General features: G+C 68.7%; 16 protein-coding genes. 11 read left to right on the top strand and 5 right to left on the bottom strand.

The annotated features are described in order from the left end of the window. Positions 1-1,181: 1,181 nt before the first annotated feature. Positions 1,182-2,042, bottom strand: coding sequence for an alpha/beta fold hydrolase (locus tag ABD231_RS39775; protein WP_344164846.1), 861 nt, complete (start codon positions 2,040-2,042; stop codon positions 1,182-1,184). A 55-nt stretch (positions 2,043-2,097) separates the two neighbouring features. Here ABD231_RS39775 and ABD231_RS39770 point away from each other — a divergent pair, with 55 nt between their 5' ends. Continuing rightward, positions 2,098-3,981: an AfsR/SARP family transcriptional regulator gene (locus ABD231_RS39770; protein WP_344164843.1), complete on the top strand. Its 1,884-nt coding sequence runs from the start codon at positions 2,098-2,100 to the stop codon at positions 3,979-3,981. Here ABD231_RS39770 and ABD231_RS39765 read toward each other — a convergent pair. Together ABD231_RS39765 and ABD231_RS39760 are read right to left on the bottom strand one after the other, a co-directional pair. After that, complete coding sequence (locus tag ABD231_RS39765) at positions 3,978-4,193, bottom strand: hypothetical protein (RefSeq protein ID WP_344164840.1); 216 nt, start codon at positions 4,191-4,193, stop codon at positions 3,978-3,980. The genes ABD231_RS39770 and ABD231_RS39765 overlap by 4 nt on opposite strands. Further along, positions 4,194-4,871, bottom strand: coding sequence for a class I SAM-dependent methyltransferase (locus ABD231_RS39760; protein ID WP_344164838.1), 678 nt, complete (start codon positions 4,869-4,871; stop codon positions 4,194-4,196). Positions 4,872-4,980: 109 nt separating this feature from the next. On the opposite strand from ABD231_RS39760, the gene ABD231_RS39755 reads away from it, so the two are divergent. From ABD231_RS39755 to ABD231_RS39745, 3 genes are all read left to right on the top strand, one after another. After that, positions 4,981-5,082 (top strand): 30S ribosomal protein bS22, encoded by a 102-nt coding sequence (locus ABD231_RS39755; protein ID WP_008356322.1) that lies wholly within the window; start codon positions 4,981-4,983, stop codon positions 5,080-5,082. Positions 5,083-5,158: 76 nt separating this feature from the next. Next, positions 5,159-6,166, top strand: coding sequence for an NAD-dependent epimerase/dehydratase family protein (locus ABD231_RS39750; protein WP_344164836.1), 1,008 nt, complete (start codon positions 5,159-5,161; stop codon positions 6,164-6,166). Then, entirely contained in the window at positions 6,159-7,325 is a 1,167-nt protein-coding gene (locus ABD231_RS39745; RefSeq protein WP_344164833.1) for a lysophospholipid acyltransferase family protein, read from the top strand. Before ABD231_RS39750 ends, ABD231_RS39745 begins: the two co-directional genes overlap by 8 nt. A gap of 234 nt (positions 7,326-7,559) precedes the next feature. Here ABD231_RS39745 and ABD231_RS39740 read toward each other — a convergent pair whose 3' ends face one another. Next, entirely contained in the window at positions 7,560-9,104 is a 1,545-nt protein-coding gene (locus ABD231_RS39740) for a DUF5667 domain-containing protein (RefSeq protein WP_344164830.1), read from the bottom strand. A gap of 106 nt (positions 9,105-9,210) precedes the next feature. Continuing rightward, a complete protein-coding gene (locus ABD231_RS39735; protein WP_238161031.1) occupies positions 9,211-9,783 on the bottom strand; it encodes a sigma-70 family RNA polymerase sigma factor in 573 nt (190 codons plus the stop codon). 375 nt (positions 9,784-10,158) lie between these two features. On the opposite strand from ABD231_RS39735, the gene ABD231_RS39730 reads away from it, so the two are divergent. The 7 genes from ABD231_RS39730 (at position 10,159) to hemB (ending at position 17,599) form a co-directional block, all read left to right on the top strand. Then, positions 10,159-11,604 carry a class I adenylate-forming enzyme family protein gene (locus ABD231_RS39730; protein WP_344164824.1) on the top strand — a complete coding sequence of 482 codons (1,446 nt, stop codon included), beginning with the start codon at positions 10,159-10,161 and terminating at the stop codon, positions 11,602-11,604. Then, entirely contained in the window at positions 11,601-11,840 is a 240-nt protein-coding gene (locus tag ABD231_RS39725; RefSeq protein WP_344164821.1) for a glutaredoxin family protein, read from the top strand. Before ABD231_RS39730 ends, ABD231_RS39725 begins: the two co-directional genes overlap by 4 nt. Before the next feature lie 115 nt (positions 11,841-11,955). Further along, entirely contained in the window at positions 11,956-12,714 is a 759-nt protein-coding gene (locus tag ABD231_RS39720; RefSeq protein WP_344164819.1) for a redox-sensing transcriptional repressor Rex, read from the top strand. Next, entirely contained in the window at positions 12,711-13,994 is a 1,284-nt protein-coding gene (locus ABD231_RS39715) for a glutamyl-tRNA reductase (protein WP_344164816.1), read from the top strand. Before ABD231_RS39720 ends, ABD231_RS39715 begins: the two co-directional genes overlap by 4 nt. Beyond that, a complete protein-coding gene (gene hemC / locus ABD231_RS39710) occupies positions 13,991-14,872 on the top strand; it encodes a hydroxymethylbilane synthase (RefSeq protein WP_344164813.1) in 882 nt (293 codons plus the stop codon). Before ABD231_RS39715 ends, hemC begins: the two co-directional genes overlap by 4 nt. Next, positions 14,869-16,614: a bifunctional uroporphyrinogen-III C-methyltransferase/uroporphyrinogen-III synthase gene (locus tag ABD231_RS39705; protein ID WP_380158839.1), complete on the top strand. Its 1,746-nt coding sequence runs from the start codon at positions 14,869-14,871 to the stop codon at positions 16,612-16,614. Before hemC ends, ABD231_RS39705 begins: the two co-directional genes overlap by 4 nt. Position 16,615: 1 nt before the next feature. Further along, positions 16,616-17,599: a porphobilinogen synthase gene (gene hemB / locus ABD231_RS39700; RefSeq protein WP_344164807.1), complete on the top strand. Its 984-nt coding sequence runs from the start codon at positions 16,616-16,618 to the stop codon at positions 17,597-17,599. Positions 17,600-17,642 lie beyond the last annotated feature (43 nt).

The raw sequence follows: 17,642 nt of genomic DNA, 5'->3' as shown, positions 1-17,642 counted from the left end.
ATCCCATCAAAGACAGCGTCGTCAGTGCTCAAGCGAGTCATCCGCCAAGAGCCACAACCATCATCACTGTGCTCAAGGTGAGTTGGTGGTCCGCGATCTCGGGGCCTCGGGGTGTCTGGCACGTTCGACGGAACTCTTTCGGCGCCACGACCCGAACAATCACCGGCTACTGCAAGACCTTGAGCATCACGGACCTCAGCCATAGCCCGGCAGGCCCCAGACGGCGTGGAGCCGCGGTCGCCGGGCCTCGCCAACCAGCCCAGCCATCTGCGTGGCTCGCCCTGTTGCTTCGTCGGCCGTCTTTGGCGGTCGAGTCCGGGGTACAGGCGCGAAAGGACTCGGCCGGGGACGTGCACTGTGGCTGATCGCCGCGTCCGGCCGACTGCAAAGAAAGGGTGGCTGGGCGCCGCGGTGGCTGAGGCGGATGGCGAGGCCCGGCGACCGCGGTTTCACGCTGCCTGAGGTGACCGGGCTGTGGTTACCGTGCGGGAAAGACTCGGGTTGGCAGCTGACCGGCCTCCGGTCCCGTTACATCTCGTGGGTTCACCCGTGAGGTTGTGGGTTCTGCACCCGCATGGGAGTACAGAACCCACAAGCGGATGGGTGAACCCAGCAGATGGGGGCCCAGCAAACTGTGGGGGGGCCGGCCGCACGCAGTTGGTGCTCCCGCAACGGGATGGGTCAGTCCCAGAGCCGGTTTGGTTAGGCGGCTCGGGGTGGTGCCATGAGCGGTGCTGTACGGCGCGGCTGGGGAGTGCTACCTCACCGAATCACAGTTGCAGTGGGCGGTGCTGTGCTAGCCACTGTGGCGGGTCAGGTGATTGGCCTCCTTGCTCGGCGGCGCTAGCCGTAGCCTGGAAGCTCAGGCGACGGGCACCGTGGTCGCCGACCTCGCCATCCCGCCCAGCCACAGACCTGGCCAGCCACACCTCCCTTTGTAAGCCGGCCGCAGCGGCGAGCAGCCACCGCCGTAGGTTTCCGGCCGCATCCGAGCGGCGCGAGCCCGCCGTGCGCCTCCGACCGCAGTCGGACGCGCCCCCCCCGTCGTACGAAGACGCAGGCCGTACGAAGACGCAGACGTACGAAAGACGCAGGCGTACGAAGATGCAGGCCGCGGTCGGATGCCCGTCGTACGGAGATGCAGGGCGCAGTGGGATGCCGTCGGACGGATGAGGGTGGGGTCAGCGTTTGAGGAGGTCGGCGATGGCGGTGATGACTTCTTCTGGGCGTTCTTCGGGTAGGAAGTGGCCGGCGGTGGTGGTTTGGTGGCGGAGGTTGGGGGCCCAGGCGCGCCAGAGGGTGGCGGCGTCGAAGCCTAGGGCGGTGCCCCAGTCTTGCTGGATGACGGTGACGGGCATCTGGAGTTTGTTGCCTGCAGCAAGGTCTTCGGTGTCGTGGGTTACGTCGATGGTGGCGGAGGCTCGGTAGTCGGCGACGATGGAGGGGATGGCGGCGCGGGAGGCGTCCAGGTACGCCGTTCTGATGTCGGCGGGGATCGCGGTTGGGTCTTTGGTCCAGGCGTCGAGGAAGTAGCCGAAGAAGGTGTCGGGGGCGCCGGCGATGAGGGTCTCGGCGAGGCCTGGGGGTTGGGCCATTAGGTAGAGGTGGAAGCCGACGGCTGCGGTGGTGCCGTGCATGACGTTCCACATGTCGAGGGTGGGGAGGACGTCTAGCGACAGGAGGTGGGTGACGACCTCGGGGTGGTCTAGGGCGACGCGGAAGGCGACTAGCGCGCCGCGGTCGTGGCCGGCTAGGGCGAAGGTGTCGTGGCCGAGGGCGTGGGCTATGGCGACGATGTCTGCGGCCATGGTGCGTTTGGCGTAGCCGTCGGCTGGTTTGTCGCTGGCGCCGTAGCCGCGGAGGTCGGGGCAGATGACGGTGTGCTCGGTGGCTAGCTTGGTGGCTACGTGCCGCCACATCAGGTGCGTCTGCGGGAAGCCGTGCAGCAGGACGACCGGCGTACCGGTGCCGCCGACTGCGACGTTGAGTTTGACGCCGTCGGCGCCGGGGAGCTGGTGGTACTCGAATCCGTTGATCTTCACCCGGCCAGCGTCGCGGGTGCGGATGAGCGCTGGATGAGCACGTTACGGTGAGCGGGTGGAGTTCGGGGTGCTCGGGCCGGTGGTGGCCTGGGACGATGCGGGGCAGTTGGTTGCGCTCAAGGGGCCGCGGCATCGGGCGGTGCTGGCGCGACTGATAGTGGCGCGTGGCCGAGTGGTACCGGCGACGCGGCTGGTGGACGATCTGTGGCCGGATCCGCCGGATGGTGCACTGAGCGCCGTACGGACGTTTGTGGCCGCACTGCGTCGTTCTCTCGAGCCGGATCGCGCACCGCGGTCCAAGCCGCGGCTGCTGGTGACCGAGGGGCCTGGGTATGCGCTGCGGACAGATGCGGTCGATGGCTGGCGTTTTGAGGAGGCTGTCGAGGCGGGGGAGTACGAGACTGCGCTTGGGTTGTGGCGCGGGCCCGCGTACGCCGACTTTGCCGATGAGCCGTGGGTGCAGGGGGAGCGTGCACGGCTGACCGAGCTGCGTTTGCTGGCGGTAGAGCGGTTGGCGTCGGCGCGGGTGACGGCGGGGCAGGCTGCGGCGGCTGTGGCTGAGCTGGACGCGCATGTGACCGACCATCCGTGGCGTGAGGAGGGCTGGCGGTTGCTGGCGCTTGCGCTCTACCAGTCCGGTCGGCAGGGCGATGCACTCGCCGTACTGCGGCGTGCCCGCGCCATGCTGGTTGCGCAGCTCGGCCTCGACCCGGGGCCGGCGCTGGCGCGACTGGAGGAGGACATCCTCAACCAGGCCGCGCACCTGCAACCGGCGTCGGTGTGGTCCGCAACAGCAGCCGCGTATCAGCGGACCGCCGGTACCCGGGCTCAGCTGGAATCAACGGTCGGATTGCTGCGCAGTCTCGCGGTGACCGGTGAGCTTGCCGAGGTACGGCGGCATCGGCTGGCCGCGATCACGGCGGCCGAGGAGCTCGGTGATGCGGATCTGGTGGCGCGCGTGATCGGGGCGTACGACGTACCGGCGATCTGGACGCGGTCGGACGACGAGGCGCAGGCTGCGGCGATCGTTCGCGCTGCCGAGCGTGTCCTCCCGACCCAGGATCACCCGACGATGCGGGCACGGCTGTTGGCCACAATCGCCTTGGAATCAAGGGGTTCCAGTGCCGCGCGACCGCTGGAAGCCGCGCGAGAGGCCGAGCAGATCGCGCGCACGTTGGACGATCCGTCCGTGCTCGCTTTCGCGCTGAACGGTGTGTTCATTCAGTCCTGCCGCGAGCCCGGTCAGTCGGTGGTTCGCGACGGGATCGGTGCCGAGCTCATCGCACTCGCCGAGCGGCACGCACTCCCGGCGTACGAGATCCTCGGGCACTTGATCCGTCTGCAGTCCGCGTGCGCCGTCGCCGATTATGTTGCCGCCGACAACCATTCCGCCGCGGCTGATGACCTGGCCGCTCGCCATGACTCGCCGCTCGTCGGCGTCTTCACCCGCTGGTACGACGCCCTCCGCACCGACACCCCGGACGCCTACCTGAGCGCCGCCGCCCAACACCCCGCGACAGCCATGCCAGGCCTGGACGCCGGCCTTCTCACCCTGGCCCTAACCACCCAGGCCATCCGCCACGGAACTCCCCTCCCCGAACCCGACCGCGGCCCCCACGCCCCCGACCGCCACCACGGCTCCCATACCCCTCACCGCCATCACGATCCCCACCGCCCTCGCGCCAACCTCGATCCCCTCACCTCTCGCGGCGACCTCGATCCCCACACCGCTTACATCCACCCCGGTCCCCATACCCCCGACCCGTCCCCGGGCCTGTTCCTCGAGCTCCACTGGACGCTCATCGCCCGCGCCGCGCGCACCCGCGGCGACGACGAGACGCTCGCCCGAGCGCGCGCCGTACTGGCTCCGGCCGCAGCCGAGCAAGCCGGCGGCCAATCCGGCCTGCTAACCCTCGGCCCGATCGCCGACTACCTCTAGAGGTCGGTGGGGGAGCCGGACTCGGATTGGCGGTCGGCGGCGGTGCGTTGTTCGTGGTGGGCGTGGTGTGAGGTGGGCCGGTAGGCCTCCTCGTACGCCGCGACTGCGCCGGCGAGGCCTGATCCGCCACCGCGGCCCTTGGCCCACCTGGCGAACCAGGTGAGTCCGGCCAGTACGACGAGCAGTCCGCCGACGAAGAGCGCGTACGCCACTCAGGCCCGCTTCCTCGCGCGTACGGCGAGGGCGTGGGGGACACCGGGGCCTTCGGGCTCGATGAAGCGCTCGAGGACGAGGCCGGTGCTGAGGAAGGCGTTGAGGTAGTCGGCGAGGGGGACATGGCTCATGCCGATGTGCTGGCGGATGCCGCCCTCACCCCAGTACGGCGCGGGCTCGTGCCAGCCGGGTTGCCGGTACGTCGTGTGTGCCGTCCGGCTGCCGTCTTCGTCGTTGTAGACGACATGCGGCCCGTTGAAACACGGGTGCACGCCGTACTCGATCATGACCCCGCCTGGCCGAAGCACACGCGTCGCTTCGCGCAGTACGTCGCCGAAGTCGTCGACGTCGGTGGAGATCCACATCACCATCACGGTGCCGAACGACTCGTCGGGGAACGGCAGCGCGGCCGCGTCGCCGACCATCAGCGGGCCGTCGGTGCGGGTGCGGGCCAGGCGAAGTTGGTCGGACGAGTAGTCGAGGCCGACGACCTCGCGGCCGCTGGCGCGGATGGTTTCGAAGTTCCGGCCGGTGCCGCAGCCGATGTCCAGGCAGGGGCCGGAGCCCTCGCCGAGCAGCTCGAGCAGACCGGGCTGGTGTGGCTCCCCGCCGATCACGAAACGATCGTCGTACCAGTCGGCCAGACCGTCGTACCGGGCGTTGGTGACAGTGTTCATCGAGCCTCCCCAGACGTGATCTCCACCCTACCCAAGGCCCGCTTTAGGTCCACACGGTGACGTACGGGTAAGCTTTGCCGACGTTCTCTTTGAGTTTGGATGGTCCACTGTGGGTTCCGTAATCAAGAAGCGCCGCAAGCGTATGGCGAAGAAGAAGCACCGCAAGCTGCTGAAGAAGACGCGGGTTCAGCGCCGCAAGCTCGGCAAGTAGTAGCAGGCCCGCCGCGCCCCGGTTGATGAGGGCGGCGCGGCGTTCAGCGGGGTTGCTGTCTGGCTGGGGGCTTCTCGTGGCACAGGTAGTAATGGTGACCGGCGTCTCGCGAGACGCCGGTGCTCGTTGTGCCCGCAGACTGGCCGACGATCCGTCGATCGGCACGGTGCTCGGTATCGACGTGGTTCCGCCACGGGCCGAGCTGGGCCGGGTCCGGTTCGTGCGAGCGGATATCCGCAACCCCGTGATCGCGAAGGTGATCGCTGCCGAGGACGTCGACACTGTCGTCCACACCGGCGTGGTGGCCACCCCGGGGAGTGCCGGCGGCCGGTCGTCGATGAAGGAGATCAACGTCATCGGCACCATGCAGCTGCTCGCCGCGTGCCAGAAGGCGCCCGGCGTGGCCAAGCTGGTGGTCAAGTCGTCGACGACTGTGTACGGCGCTGGTCCGCGCGATCCGGCGATGTTCACCGAGGAGATGGCGCCGCGGGCGATCCATCAGACCGGGTTGAGCAAGGACGCGGTCGAGGTCGAGGGGTATGTGCGCGGGTTCGCCCGGCGCCGCCCCGATGTCTGCGTGACCACGCTCCGGATGGCGAACTGGATCGGCCCCAAGACCGACTCGCCGATGACCCGGTACTTCGGACTTCCCGTCGTACCGACGATCTTCGGGTACGACGCTCGTCTCCAGTTCCTGCATGAGGACGACGGGGTCGAGGCCGTCCATCACGCGACCGTGAACGATCTGCCCGGGACCTTCAACCTGGCCGGCGACGGCGTGCTCGCGCTGTCCCAGGCGATCCGGCGACTCGGTCGCCCGACGCTGCGGCTGCCTCCGTTCACCGCGTCCAGCTCGGCGGCCGCCGTACGGCGTGCTCGGCTGGCGGACTTCTCGCCGGACCAGATCACCTTCCTGACCTACGGCCGGGTCGTCGACACCACGCGGATGCGGAGCACCTTCGGGTTCGAGCCGCAGTACACGTCCGCCGAGGCGTTCGACGAGTTCCGCAAGTCGCTCGGTCCGGGCGCGGCCAGCCAAATGGCGTCGCTGCTGACGACCGGGCTCGGAGCACTTCGTGGCTGACGCGGACGTGATCCCGATCGGTTCCGGTGGGCGCCCGGGTCGAGGCAGCGGCCGTCGTACGACGCCGTCCGCCGCGGCACGCGCTCTCGCGGGACCGGGGGCGCGGCCGAAGAAGAAGGTCAAAGCGAAGGAGCCGGTGACCGAGTTGCCGACGCCGGACAGCGCCGAGATTCCGCCGAGCGCCACCACGCAGGCGGGTGCCACGGGGACCGGCGGGGCGGAGAGCCAGGCGAGCGATACCCGGGCCGAGGATCGTGGACCGAACCTCGGGTTCGGTGGGTTGGACTTTGCGGCTCTCGAGAAGGCTGTGCGGGATCTGTTCGGGGCGGATGGCGAGCGGCGGATCGCGGAGTGGTTCGCGTTCCTGCGCCGGCGGCTGTCGGGGGAGTACGAGATCGACGAGTTCGGATTCGACTCCGATCTCACCGACCAGATCCTGCTGCCGATGTTGCGGCCGCTCGCGGAGAAGTGGTTCCGGGTCGAGGTGCGCGGGGTGGAGAACATCCCGGACACCGGCAGCGCGCTGATCGTCGCGAACCACTCGGGCACGATGCCGCTCGACGGCCTGATCACCCAGCTGATCGTCGCGGACCACACCAACCGGCCGTTGCGCACACTCGCGGCCGACCTGGTGTTCCGGACGCCGTTCGTCGGCGAGTGGTCCCGCAAGGGCGGAGCGACGCTGGCGAACAACGACGACGCCGAGCGCCTGCTCCGCCAGGGGAACCTGGTCGGCGTCTGGCCCGAGGGGTTCAAGGGACTCGGCAAACCGTTCAGTGAGCGCTACAAACTGCAGCGGTTCGGCCGCGGCGGCTTCGTCAGCGCGGCGATGCGGACCGGCGTACCGATCGTGCCGTGCTCGATCGTCGGCGCCGAGGAGATCTACCCGCTCGTCGGCAACCTCTCCTCACTCGCCCGCCTGATGGGCGTCCCGTACGTTCCCGTCACCCCGTTCTTCCCGCTGCTCGGCCCCCTCGGCCTGATCCCGCTACCGTCCAAGTGGCTGATCGAGTTCGGCGAACCGATCCGCACCGACGAGTTCCCCGACGGCGCCGCCGACGACCCGATGCTGGTCTTCAACGTGACCGACCAGGTCCGCGAAACCATCCAGCAAACCCTCTACACCCTCCTCGTCCAACGCCGCAGCGTCTTCTTCTGACCCCGCCGCCCACACCACGTTGAGCACAGCTCAACCATCTCGCCCCACACCACGCGGTCGATGGGCGCCCAACGTGCACCACGCCGGCCCCCGCACCCCAAGGCCACCCCCTCGCCGCGCCCGGCCCCTCGCCCCATTCCGCGCCCAAAGAGCAGCCGCCCCACCCTTGTGCACGGATCGCATCTTTGTGCACCCACCGACCACGTGGAGCTCGCCGAAACGGTTGGTGGGTTCTCAAAGTGGGGGTTCGTGCACAAAGAGCAGCGGACCCACCTTTGGGCGGGAAGGGATGCGGTGCGGGATGGCGTTCTGGGGTGCGGGCGTACGACGTTGGGCACGGTTCGACCGTTTGGGCGGGTGGGTCGTGGTTGAGGGGTGCTCAAGGTGGCCGGGCGTACGACGTTGGGCACGGTTCGACCATTTGGAGTCGCGCGGAGTGGTTGGTGGGTGCTCAAGGTGGACTTTGCTCGCGACTTTGGGCGCGGCTCGGTCGTTTCTGCGTGCGGAGTGTGGTTGGTGGGTGCTCAAGGTGGGGGCAAAGCAGAAGCCCGGCCGGGGGGGCCGGGCTTCTGGGGTGGTGCGGGTGCTGGTTACTTCCAGGGCGGGAGCAGGGTTTGCAGGACGCCCGGGACGTTGATCAGCGGGGGGAGGCTCAGGCTGGGAAACGGCCAGGGCCAGGAGGGGGGTGATGGGCGGCGGACCGCTCGGGGTGCCGGACGGGGTACCGGTCGGCTGGGAGCCGGACGGGCGCGGGGGAGTCTTCAGACTGCTCGCGGGCGGAGTCTTGGGCTCCTCGACGATCGTCGTGTTCGGCACCTTGGTGGGTGTCGTGGTGGGCTTGCTGGTGGGCGCGGTCGACGTCTTGCCGACCGGTGGGGTCTTCAGGCTGCCGCTGTTGGACGGCTTGCCGGACTGCTCGACGGTGGTCGGCACCTGCTCGTTCTTCGGTGCCTTCGGCTTGTCGCACTTCGGGCACGCCGACGTGGTGTGCTGGGCCAGTTGGTCGATCGTGGCCAGGGCCTCGACCGCCGACTTCAGCGACTCCGGTGGCAGCTTCGGCGCCAGCTCTCCCAGCGCCTGGCGGGCGCTGGTGATGAACGCCGTGACCGCGGTGATCGAACTCGCGTCGCCGTCCTGCTGGTACGACGCGACCAAGCGGGACACGCCCTTGCGGGCCTGTGCCGAGAAGTCGTCGAGAGTGCTGTTGATGGTGGCCGCGGACCCGCCGTTACCGGCGAGGGCCTGGACCTCGGACAACCGGGTCTTGGCGTGCTCGAGATCGCGCCGGCCGCGGGAGTCGTCGCCGATCCCCACATTGGTCGCCACGTTCTCGATACTGCGCTTCATCCCGTACAACGTGTCGCCGGGCATCGCCTGCTGAGCGGCAGCGGCCGAACCGATGCCACCTCCCAGCAGCACCAGCGCGGCGGTACTGGCCACGAGCCGGATGCGCCGGCCATGACGATGGCGGATATCTGTCACGGACGCGTCGACGTCCTCGCCACTCGGCGGGTCGTCGGAGCTGTCAGGGGTGCTGCGCACCATGGTCGGGGTCGTGGTCGCCGCGCGGGCGGTCGCCTGTTCGAGCAGACGGTGCCTTAGCTCGGCGCTGAACTCCGGCCGAGGTGCAACTGCGCCGGCGGTCCTCAGCCGTCCGACGAGTTCTACAGCCTCTTCCAACTCCGGGTCATCGCTCAGTCGCGAAGAGTGACGGGGCCCGTGATCAACGGCGTGCGCGAAGGTCTCCGCGCGCGCTCGAGCCCTGTGTAGGTCACTCATGGATCTCGTTCTCCTCAATGGCCAGTCGGGGTCACCGACAGGTCCTCACGAGGGAGAACGATGAAACTCCCTGACGGGTTACGGAAGACTGTCGTTGTCATCCGTCTCACCTCAAGTCCTTGGGGATAACCTTCGCCAAGTGCCGGACGGCCCTCAGTTGCAGTTGCTTGACGGCGCCTTCGGACTTCTCCAGCGCCCTGGCCGTTTCCGCGATCGACAAACCGGCGAAGAACCGCATCGTCAGGCAGTCGCGCTGTTCGTCGGGCAAGCCCGCGACGGCGTCCCGGAGCACCTCGGCGGTGGCGGCGGCCAGGACGTCGACCTCCGGCCCCTCGGTCTGCCGGTCGTGCGTCTCGATCTCGTCCGTGACCACCTCGAGCCGGACCCGGCCGGACTTGTAGTGGTCGGTGATCAGGTTCCGGGCGATCGTCACCAGCCAGGCGCCGAAATCCCGGCCCTGCCAGCGGAACGAGTCCAGCGCGCGCAGCGCCCGGACGAACGTCTCGCTGGTCAGATCCTCGGCGAGTGCCGATGAGGACACCCGAGCGTAAATGTAGCGATAGACGGTGAGCGAGTACTCGTCGTACAGCTCACCGAAGGCACCGACGTCTCCAGCCTGAGCGCGATCGACGAGCTCGGCCCGTCGCATCCCGTCCGGACTTGGCTCCGGCGTCGTCAAGTTCTCTCCCCGTTCGAAAGACACGTCGTCTGACACATCCGCGCATGGCCACAACGGCTGTGACGACATACGAGCACTGAGCGTTATGCCTTCAGTACTCGCTGTCAACAGCTTGTGGCGTGCCGCCTTCCCGTCGGTCGATCGTCACGAATGCGCCAGCGGACTGCTCCCGTCACCACCTGATGACGCAATGCAGCCTGCTGTGGGGTTGTCGCGCATGGTCTCCCCGGACGCGGACGGGGTTTCTGCAGTGTGAGGTTCAGCAGAAGCAACATCCGCGAGTTCACCTGTATATCTCCCGTTACGCTCCGCTGCAACCATTCCGGGTGCGCCGGTCCCTCGATGAGCGTGCGACGGCCATGGCAGACTCAGCGGGTGGACTTCAACTTCGCGGACCTTCTTCGTGACACAGCGCGACGTCACGGCGATCGGATCGCGCTGGTCGACGGCGACCGGCGACTGACCTGGACCGAGCTCGACGAGGCCGTCGAAACCGCTGCCCGCGGGTTTGCCGCGGCCGGTCTGGTGCCCGGGTACCGGGTCATCCTGCTGCTGGCCAACAGCATCGAGTTCGTCACCTCCTACCTGGGCGTTCTTCGTTCCGGACTGGTCGCCGTACCGCTGAACACCGGGCTGACGAAGCCCGAGGTGGACACCGTTGTGGCGCACTCCGGGGCCCGGCTCGCGATCACCGACGAGGACCTCGCGGGGCTCGTCGAAGGGGTCCGGAAGGTGCGGGCCGGCGACATCCAAGGTGACGCTGTGTTACAGCCGACTCTCGATGCCGAGACACTCGCGGTCCTCCTGTACACCTCGGGGACCAGCGGAGATCCGCGGGCCGCGATGCTCACGCACCGCGCTCTCGCGGCAAACGTGAAGAATCTCTCCGGCCTCGGCCCCGACCGAATGGGACCCGAGGACGTGGTGCTCGGCGTGCTGCCGATGTTCCACGCCTTCGGTCTGAACGCGGTCCTCGGCTGGACCGTCGCGACCGGCGCGGCCCTGGTCATCGACCAGCGCTTCGACCCCGCGCACACGCTTGAACTGGTCAAGGAGCACGGGGTCACCCGGTTGCCGCTGGCACCACCGGCTCTGCATGCGCTCCTGACTCGTCCAGACCTCCGTACGGCGCTCTCCGTCGTGAAGGTGGTGTTGACCGGCGCCTCGGCGCTGGATCGTGGTCTGGCCGATCGTTTCGAGCAGGAGACCGGTCTCTTCGTCCACCAGGGCTACGGCCTGACCGAGGCATCCCCAGGCGTGACCACGACCCTCGGTGAGGGCGAGCCGAAACCCGGTTCGGTCGGTCGCGCACTGCCGAATGTCGAGGTCCGGATCGCCGACGAGCAGGGTGAGGACGTCGAGGGCGACGACCCCGGCGAGATCCTGATCCGCGGCGCGAACGTCTTCTCCGGCTACTGGCCGGACGGTGTGGACGGCCCGGACAGCGAAGGCTGGTACCGCACCGGTGACGTCGGTTTCCTGGATTCCGACGGTGACCTCTTCCTGGTCGACCGGCTCCGCGAGCTGATCATCGTGTCCGGGTTCAACGTCTTCCCCAGTGAGGTCGAGGACGTGCTGGTCGGGGCCGACGGCGTACTGGAGGCCGCCGTGATCGGGGTGCCGTCCGAGGACACCGGTGAGGCGATCAAGGGATTCGTCGTACCGGAGCCTGGTGTGACGCTGGAGCCGAGCAGAGTCCTGGAGTACGCCGGGACCCGGCTGGCGCGGTTCAAATGCCCGAGCGAGCTCGAGATCGTCGAGCAGTTGCCGCACTCCGTCACCGGCAAGGTGGCCAAGGGCCGGCTCCGGGCGGAGGGATGAGCGCGCGCGTCACGCTCTACGGCAAGCCCGGCTGTCACCTCTGTGACGACGCCCGGACGATCGTCGAGGCGGTCTGCGCCGAGCTCGGGGTCGAGTGGACCGAGGTCGACATCACCCAGGATGACGCCCTGTTCACGCAGTACGGCGAACAGATCCCGGTCACCTTCGTCGACGGCAAGCAGCACGATTTCTGGCGGGTGGACCCGGCCAGACTGCGGAAGGCGCTCAGCGCTTAGTGCTCTCGGTCACCCTGGGGTTCGCCGATTTTGTTCTCACGTTCACAAGCTCCTAGAGTAAGAGGAGCCGCAGGGTACTGAACGCGGCTGATGAGAACCACCCCCCAGGAGAATTGTGACGCGTGCCAGCAGCCGTCGTCCCGGCCCGCCGACGAGAACCGAACGCGGCATCCCCGAGGCGACTGTCGCGCGCTTGCCGGTCTATCTGCGGGCGCTGACCGCGCTGTCGGACAGTGGTATCGCGACCGCGTCGAGTGAGGACCTGGCCACCGCGGCCGGCGTCAACTCCGCGAAGCTCCGCAAGGACCTGTCCTACCTGGGCTCCTACGGCACCCGCGGCGTCGGGTACGACGTCGAGTATCTCCGCTACCAGATCGCCCGCGAGATCGGCGTCACCCAGGACTGGGCGGTCGTCATCGTCGGGATCGGAAATCTCGGTCACGCGCTGGCGAACTACTCCGGTTTCGGCACCCGCGGGTTCCGGATCGTCGCCCTGCTGGACGCCGACCCGAAGCTGGTCGGCGAGCGGATCGGCGACATGGAGGTCCGCGACTTCGCCGAGCTCGAGCACATCGTCGAGACCGACCGGGTCTCGATCGGCGTCATCACCACGCCCGCCGGTCCGGCCCAGGAGGTCTGCGACCGGCTGGTCGCGGCCGGGGTGACCAGCATCCTGAACTTCGCGCCGGTGGTGCTGTCCGTGCCCGACGGCGTCGACATCCGCAAGGTGGACCTCTCGATCGAGTTGCAGATCCTGGCGTACCACGAACAACGAAAGTCCGGAGAGGTGGCGCTCCCCCAGGTGCCCGAGCTACCCACGCCCAACGGTCTCGCTTCGGATCTGCCCGCGGTGGGCGGGGGTGTGGGCGCATGAGCTATTTGGTTGTCGGGATCAGTCACCGGTCCGCGGACATCAACGTGCTGGAGCGGGTCGCGCTCGATCCGGACGCGGCGACCAAGCTCGCGCTGGCCGTGCAGAACACCCCGGCCGTGACCGAGTCCGCCGTACTGGCGACCTGTAACCGCACCGAGGTCTATGCGACCGTCGACCGCTTCCACGCCGGCATGGACGAGGTCACCGCGATCCTGTCCGACGTCACCGGCGTACCGCTGATCGATCTGGCCGAGCACCTGTACGTGCACTTCGAGGAGGGCGCGGTCGCGCATCTCTTCCAGGTCGCGGTCGGGCTGGACTCGATGATCGTCGGCGAGAGCCAGATCGTCGGTCAGGTGAAGGAGACGCTGCGCGTCGGCCAAGAGCTCGAGACGATCGCCACCGACCTGAATGCCCTTCTGCAGCACGCGTTGCGGGTCGGCAAGCGGGCTCGTACCGAGACCGGGATCGACTCGGCCGGCCGCTCGGTCGTGTCGGCCGGGCTCGAAGCAGTCGGTGGGTTCGAAGGCCGTCGTGCGCTCATCGTCGGCGCCGGCTCGATGGCTTCGCTGGCTGCCCAGACGTTGCTCAACGGCGGCGCCGCGAGCGTGGTCATTGCCAACCGCAACTATGAGCGCGCGGTCTTGCTGACCGAGCGCATCGGCGGTACGGCGATCCAGCTGGCGAACGTCCCGGACGCACTGGCCGAGGCCGACCTCGTGGTGTCCTGCACCGGTGCGCGCGGAGTCGTGCTGACCGAAGAGATGATCCGAAACGCCAGTGATGGAAGGCCTTTCGGCGTGCTGGACGTTGCGCTGCCGCGCGATGTCGCACCCGAGGCCGCCCGGATTCCTGGCGTCCGCCTCGTCACGCTGGCCGACCTCGCGGGCACTGCCGGTGGCAGCGAGGACGACATTGAGGATGTACGGCGGATCGTCGGCGAGGAGACCGCTGCTTTCGAGGGGACCCGGCGAGCCGCTTCGGTAGCGCCGACCGTCGTTGCCCTGCGGGCGATGGCCAGTGAGCTCGTCGATTCCGAGCTGGCCCGACTCGACCGCCGGTTGCCCGGCCTGGACGAGAACGAGCGGCACGAGGTGGCCCGGACGATCCGCCGGGTCGTCGACAAGGTGCTGCACAACCCGACCGTTCGGGTGAAGGAACTTGCCGCCGATCCCGGCGGACCGACGTACGCGAACGCGCTGCGCGAGCTGTTCGCTCTCGACCAGGCGACGGTCGACGCGGTGACGACGCCCAAGGCGCGCGGAGGTGAGCACGCATGATCCGACTGGGAACCCGGCGGTCCGCACTGGCGACCGTTCAGGCCAACCTGGTGGCCGACCAGTTGCGCGCCCTCGGGCACGAGGTCGAGCTGGTCCCGATCGTCACTACCGGCGACGTGAACCTGGCGCCGATGCAGCAGATCGGTGGCACCGGCGTCTTCGTCAGCGCCCTGCGGGACGCACTGATGGCTCGCGAGATCGACATCGCGGTGCACTCGCTCAAGGATCTGCCGACCATTCCGGTCGAGGGTCTGACGGTCGGCGCGATCCCGGTCCGCGAGGATCCGCGCGACGTACTGATCGCTCGCGACGGCCTCACGCTGGGTGAACTGCCGCAAGGCGCCCTGGTCGGGACGGGCTCGGCCCGCCGGGTCGCGATGCTCGACGGGCTCGGTCTGGGGCTCGAGCTGACCGGTATCCGCGGCAACGTGGACACCCGGATCAAGCTCGTCACGGACGGTAAATTGGACGCGGTGGTCCTTGCGAGGGCAGGGTTGTCCCGGTTGGGACGGCTCGCCGAGGTGACCGAGACCCTGGATCCGATCCAGGTTCTGCCCGCTCCCGGACAAGGTGCCCTGGGCATCGAGTGCCGCGCGGACGACACCGAGGTACTGGCCGCACTGGCTCCGCTGGAGGACCCGGCCACCCGGGCAGCGGTGACAGCGGAACGGCAGATGATGGCCACACTCGAGGCAGGGTGTTCGGCTCCGGTCGGAGCCCTCGCCGAGGTGGTCGAGGGTGAGGACGGCCCCGAGCTCTGGTTGCGGGGCGCGCTCGGCCAGGACGACGGGGTCCGACGGCTCTCCGCGAACGGGCCGGTGGACGACCCGGTGTCCCTCGGCATAGCGCTGGCGAACGAGTTGCTGGAGCGCGAATGACACCACCGCCACAGGGCACGACGACAGCCAAGAAGACAAGCACCACGAGGACGAGGGCGAAGGCAGACGTGAGCAGCGCACAGACAGCAGCCTCCACCGCGACATCCGCGACACCTCAGACAGTGCCGGCCAAGGCTGCCACGACGAGCGCGGCCAAGCAGCCGAGACCACTCGGCCACGTCACGTTCGTCGGCGTCGGCCCGGGTGACCCCTCGCTGCTGACACTGGCCGGACGCGACGTCCTGGCCGGTGCGGACGCGGTGGTCGTCGAGGGTCCGGAGCACGACGCCTTCCTGGCGTACTGCAAGCCGGGTGTCGAGGTGATCGACGGTTCCGGTGCCGAGGGCAGCCGCGCACTGCGCGTCGCCGCTCGCGGCCGGCTGGTGGTGAAGACCGCCAAGTCCGCGGCGAACGTCGTACGGCTGCTGACCGGTGACCCGTTCACCTTCTCCAGCGGCGCCGAAGAGGCGGCCGCGTGCCGCAAGGCGGGCATCGGCTTCAACGTGATCCCCGGTGTCAGCGAGGTGAGCGCGGTCCCGACGTACGCCGGAATCCCGCTGACCATGAAGAACGACCGCGAGGTCACGGTCGTCGACCTCGCCGAGGCCAAGCTCGACCTGAGCCGCCTGCACACCAAGCAGACGCTCGTCCTGCTGAACGCGACCGATGTCCTCAAGGACACCGTGGCCGCGCTCGTCGACGCCGGCTTCGACGCCTCGACCCCGGTCGCAGCGACCGTCGGCGGCACCACGACCGCGCAGACCAGCGTGGTCGGCACCCTCGAGACGATCGTCGCCGACCTGCGGGCCGCCAAGGTCACCGGCGAGGCCGTGATCGTGGTCGGCACCGTGGTCGAGCAGCGCGAGGCGCTGTCCTGGTTCGAGACCAAGCCGCTGTTCGGCTGGCGGATCCTGGTGCCGCGCACCAAGGACCAGGCCGGTCCGCTGATGGACCGCCTCCGCCGGTACGGCGCGATGCCCGAAGAGGTGCCGACGATCTCGGTGGAGCCGCCGCGCAACCCGCAGCAGATGGACAAGGCGATTCGCGGGCTCGTCGAGGGCCGCTACGAGTGGGTCGCGTTCACCTCGGTCAACGCGGTCAAGGCGGTCCGGGAGAAGTTCGACGAGTACGGCCTGGACGCACGGGCGTTCTCCGGGCTGAAGATCGCCGCGGTCGGTGACAAGACCGCCGAGGCGATCGGTGCCTGGGGCATCCGTCCGGACCTGACCCCGACCGGTGAGCAGTCGGCGGCCGGTCTGGTCGAGGACTGGCCGCCGTTCGACGAGGTGCTGGACCCGATCAACCGGGTGTTCCTGCCGCGCGCCGATATCGCCACCGAGACGCTGGTCGCGGGTCTGACCGATCTCGGCTGGGAGGTCGACGACGTGACGGCGTACCGGACCGTCCGGGCCGCCCCGCCGCCCGCGCCGACCCGCGAGGCGATCAAGTCCGGCAAGTTCGACGCGGTGGTCTTCACCTCGTCGTCCACGGTCCGGAACCTGGTCGGCATCGCCGGCAAGCCGCACGCCTCGACGGTGATCGCGGTGATCGGCCCGGCCACGCTGAAGACGGCCGAGGAGCACGGACTGCGCGTCGACGCGATGGCGGATTCGCCGTCCGCCGAGGAGCTGGCCGACGCACTCGCCCGGTTCGGTGCGAACCGGCGTGACACCATGGTGGAAGCGGGCGAGCCCGTGACCCGCCCGTCCGAACGTCGTGCAGGTTCTCGTCGAAAGAGCTGAAATGCCTGGATTCCCGGATGTGAGGCCCCGGCGGCTGCGGTCGTCGAAGGCGATGCGCAGGCTGGTCGCGGAGACCACGATCGAGCCGCGGCAGCTGATCCTGCCGATGTTCATCCGGGAAGGCGCGCGCGAGCCGCTGCCGATCTCGTCGATGCCGGGCGTCTACCAGCACACCCGGGACACCGCGCGGAAGGCGGTCGCCGAGGCGGCGCAGCTCGGGCTCGGCGGCGTGATGCTGTTCGGCGTACCGGAGGAGAAGGACGAGGTCGGATCGGGTTCGCTCGATCCGGACGGCATCCTGAACGTCGCGATCCGGGACGCGGTCAGTGAAGCCGGCGACTCGTTGCTGGTGATGTCGGACCTGTGCCTGGACGAGTTCACCTCGCACGGACACTGCGGCGTACTGGATGCCGAGGGCCGGGTCGACAACGACGCGACGCTGAAGATCTATGCGGAGATGGGCGTCGCGCAGGCCTCGGCCGGTGCGCACATCGTCGGTCCGTCCGGGATGATGGACGGCCAGGTCGGCGTCGTACGGCGGGCGCTGGATGCGGCGAACTTCCAGGACACGGTGATCCTGGCCTACGCGGTGAAGTACGCGTCGAGCTTCTTCGGCCCGTTCCGCGAGGCCGTGAACTCGTCGCTGCAGGGCGACCGGAAGACGTACCAGCAGGACGGCGCGAACGCGCGTGACGCGATCCGCGAGGTCGACCTCGATATCGCCGAGGGTGCGGACATCGTGATGGTGAAGCCCGCGCTGCCGTACCTCGACATCATCCGGCAGGTTCGCGACCACGTGAACGTGCCGGTGGCGGCGTACAACATCTCCGGTGAGTACGCGATGGTCGAGGCGGCCGCGGCGAACGGGTGGATCGACCGCGAGCGGGCGATTCTCGAGACGCTGACGTCGATCCGGCGTGCAGGTGCGGACCAGATCCTCACCTACTGGGCCGCCGAGGCCGTCGGCCTCCTTGAGCGCCGCTGAGCCACCGCCGCGTTAGTCTCAAGGGGACGTTTGCCCTGAGAGA

Source organism: Kribbella yunnanensis (genome assembly GCF_039529655.1).
Classification (GTDB): Bacteria; Actinomycetota; Actinomycetes; order Propionibacteriales; family Kribbellaceae; genus Kribbella; species Kribbella yunnanensis.
The sequence above is the reverse complement of the archived record's forward strand: the minus strand, read 5'-3'. Positions and strand labels throughout refer to the sequence as shown.

Excerpts from the sequence above, each read along its gene's own strand:
- hemB (WP_344164807.1), top strand. The coding sequence starts at position 16,616 with ATGCCTGGATTCCCGGATGTGAGGCCCCGGCGGCTGCGGTCGTCGAAG.
- ABD231_RS39760 (WP_344164838.1), bottom strand. The coding sequence starts at position 4,871 with ATGAACACTGTCACCAACGCCCGGTACGACGGTCTGGCCGACTGGTAC.
- ABD231_RS39740 (WP_344164830.1), bottom strand. The coding sequence starts at position 9,104 with ATGAGTGACCTACACAGGGCTCGAGCGCGCGCGGAGACCTTCGCGCAC.
- ABD231_RS39705 (WP_380158839.1), top strand. The coding sequence starts at position 14,869 with ATGACACCACCGCCACAGGGCACGACGACAGCCAAGAAGACAAGCACC.
- ABD231_RS39715 (WP_344164816.1), top strand. The coding sequence starts at position 12,711 with ATGAGCTATTTGGTTGTCGGGATCAGTCACCGGTCCGCGGACATCAAC.
- hemC (WP_344164813.1), top strand. The coding sequence starts at position 13,991 with ATGATCCGACTGGGAACCCGGCGGTCCGCACTGGCGACCGTTCAGGCC.
- ABD231_RS39725 (WP_344164821.1), top strand. The coding sequence starts at position 11,601 with ATGAGCGCGCGCGTCACGCTCTACGGCAAGCCCGGCTGTCACCTCTGT.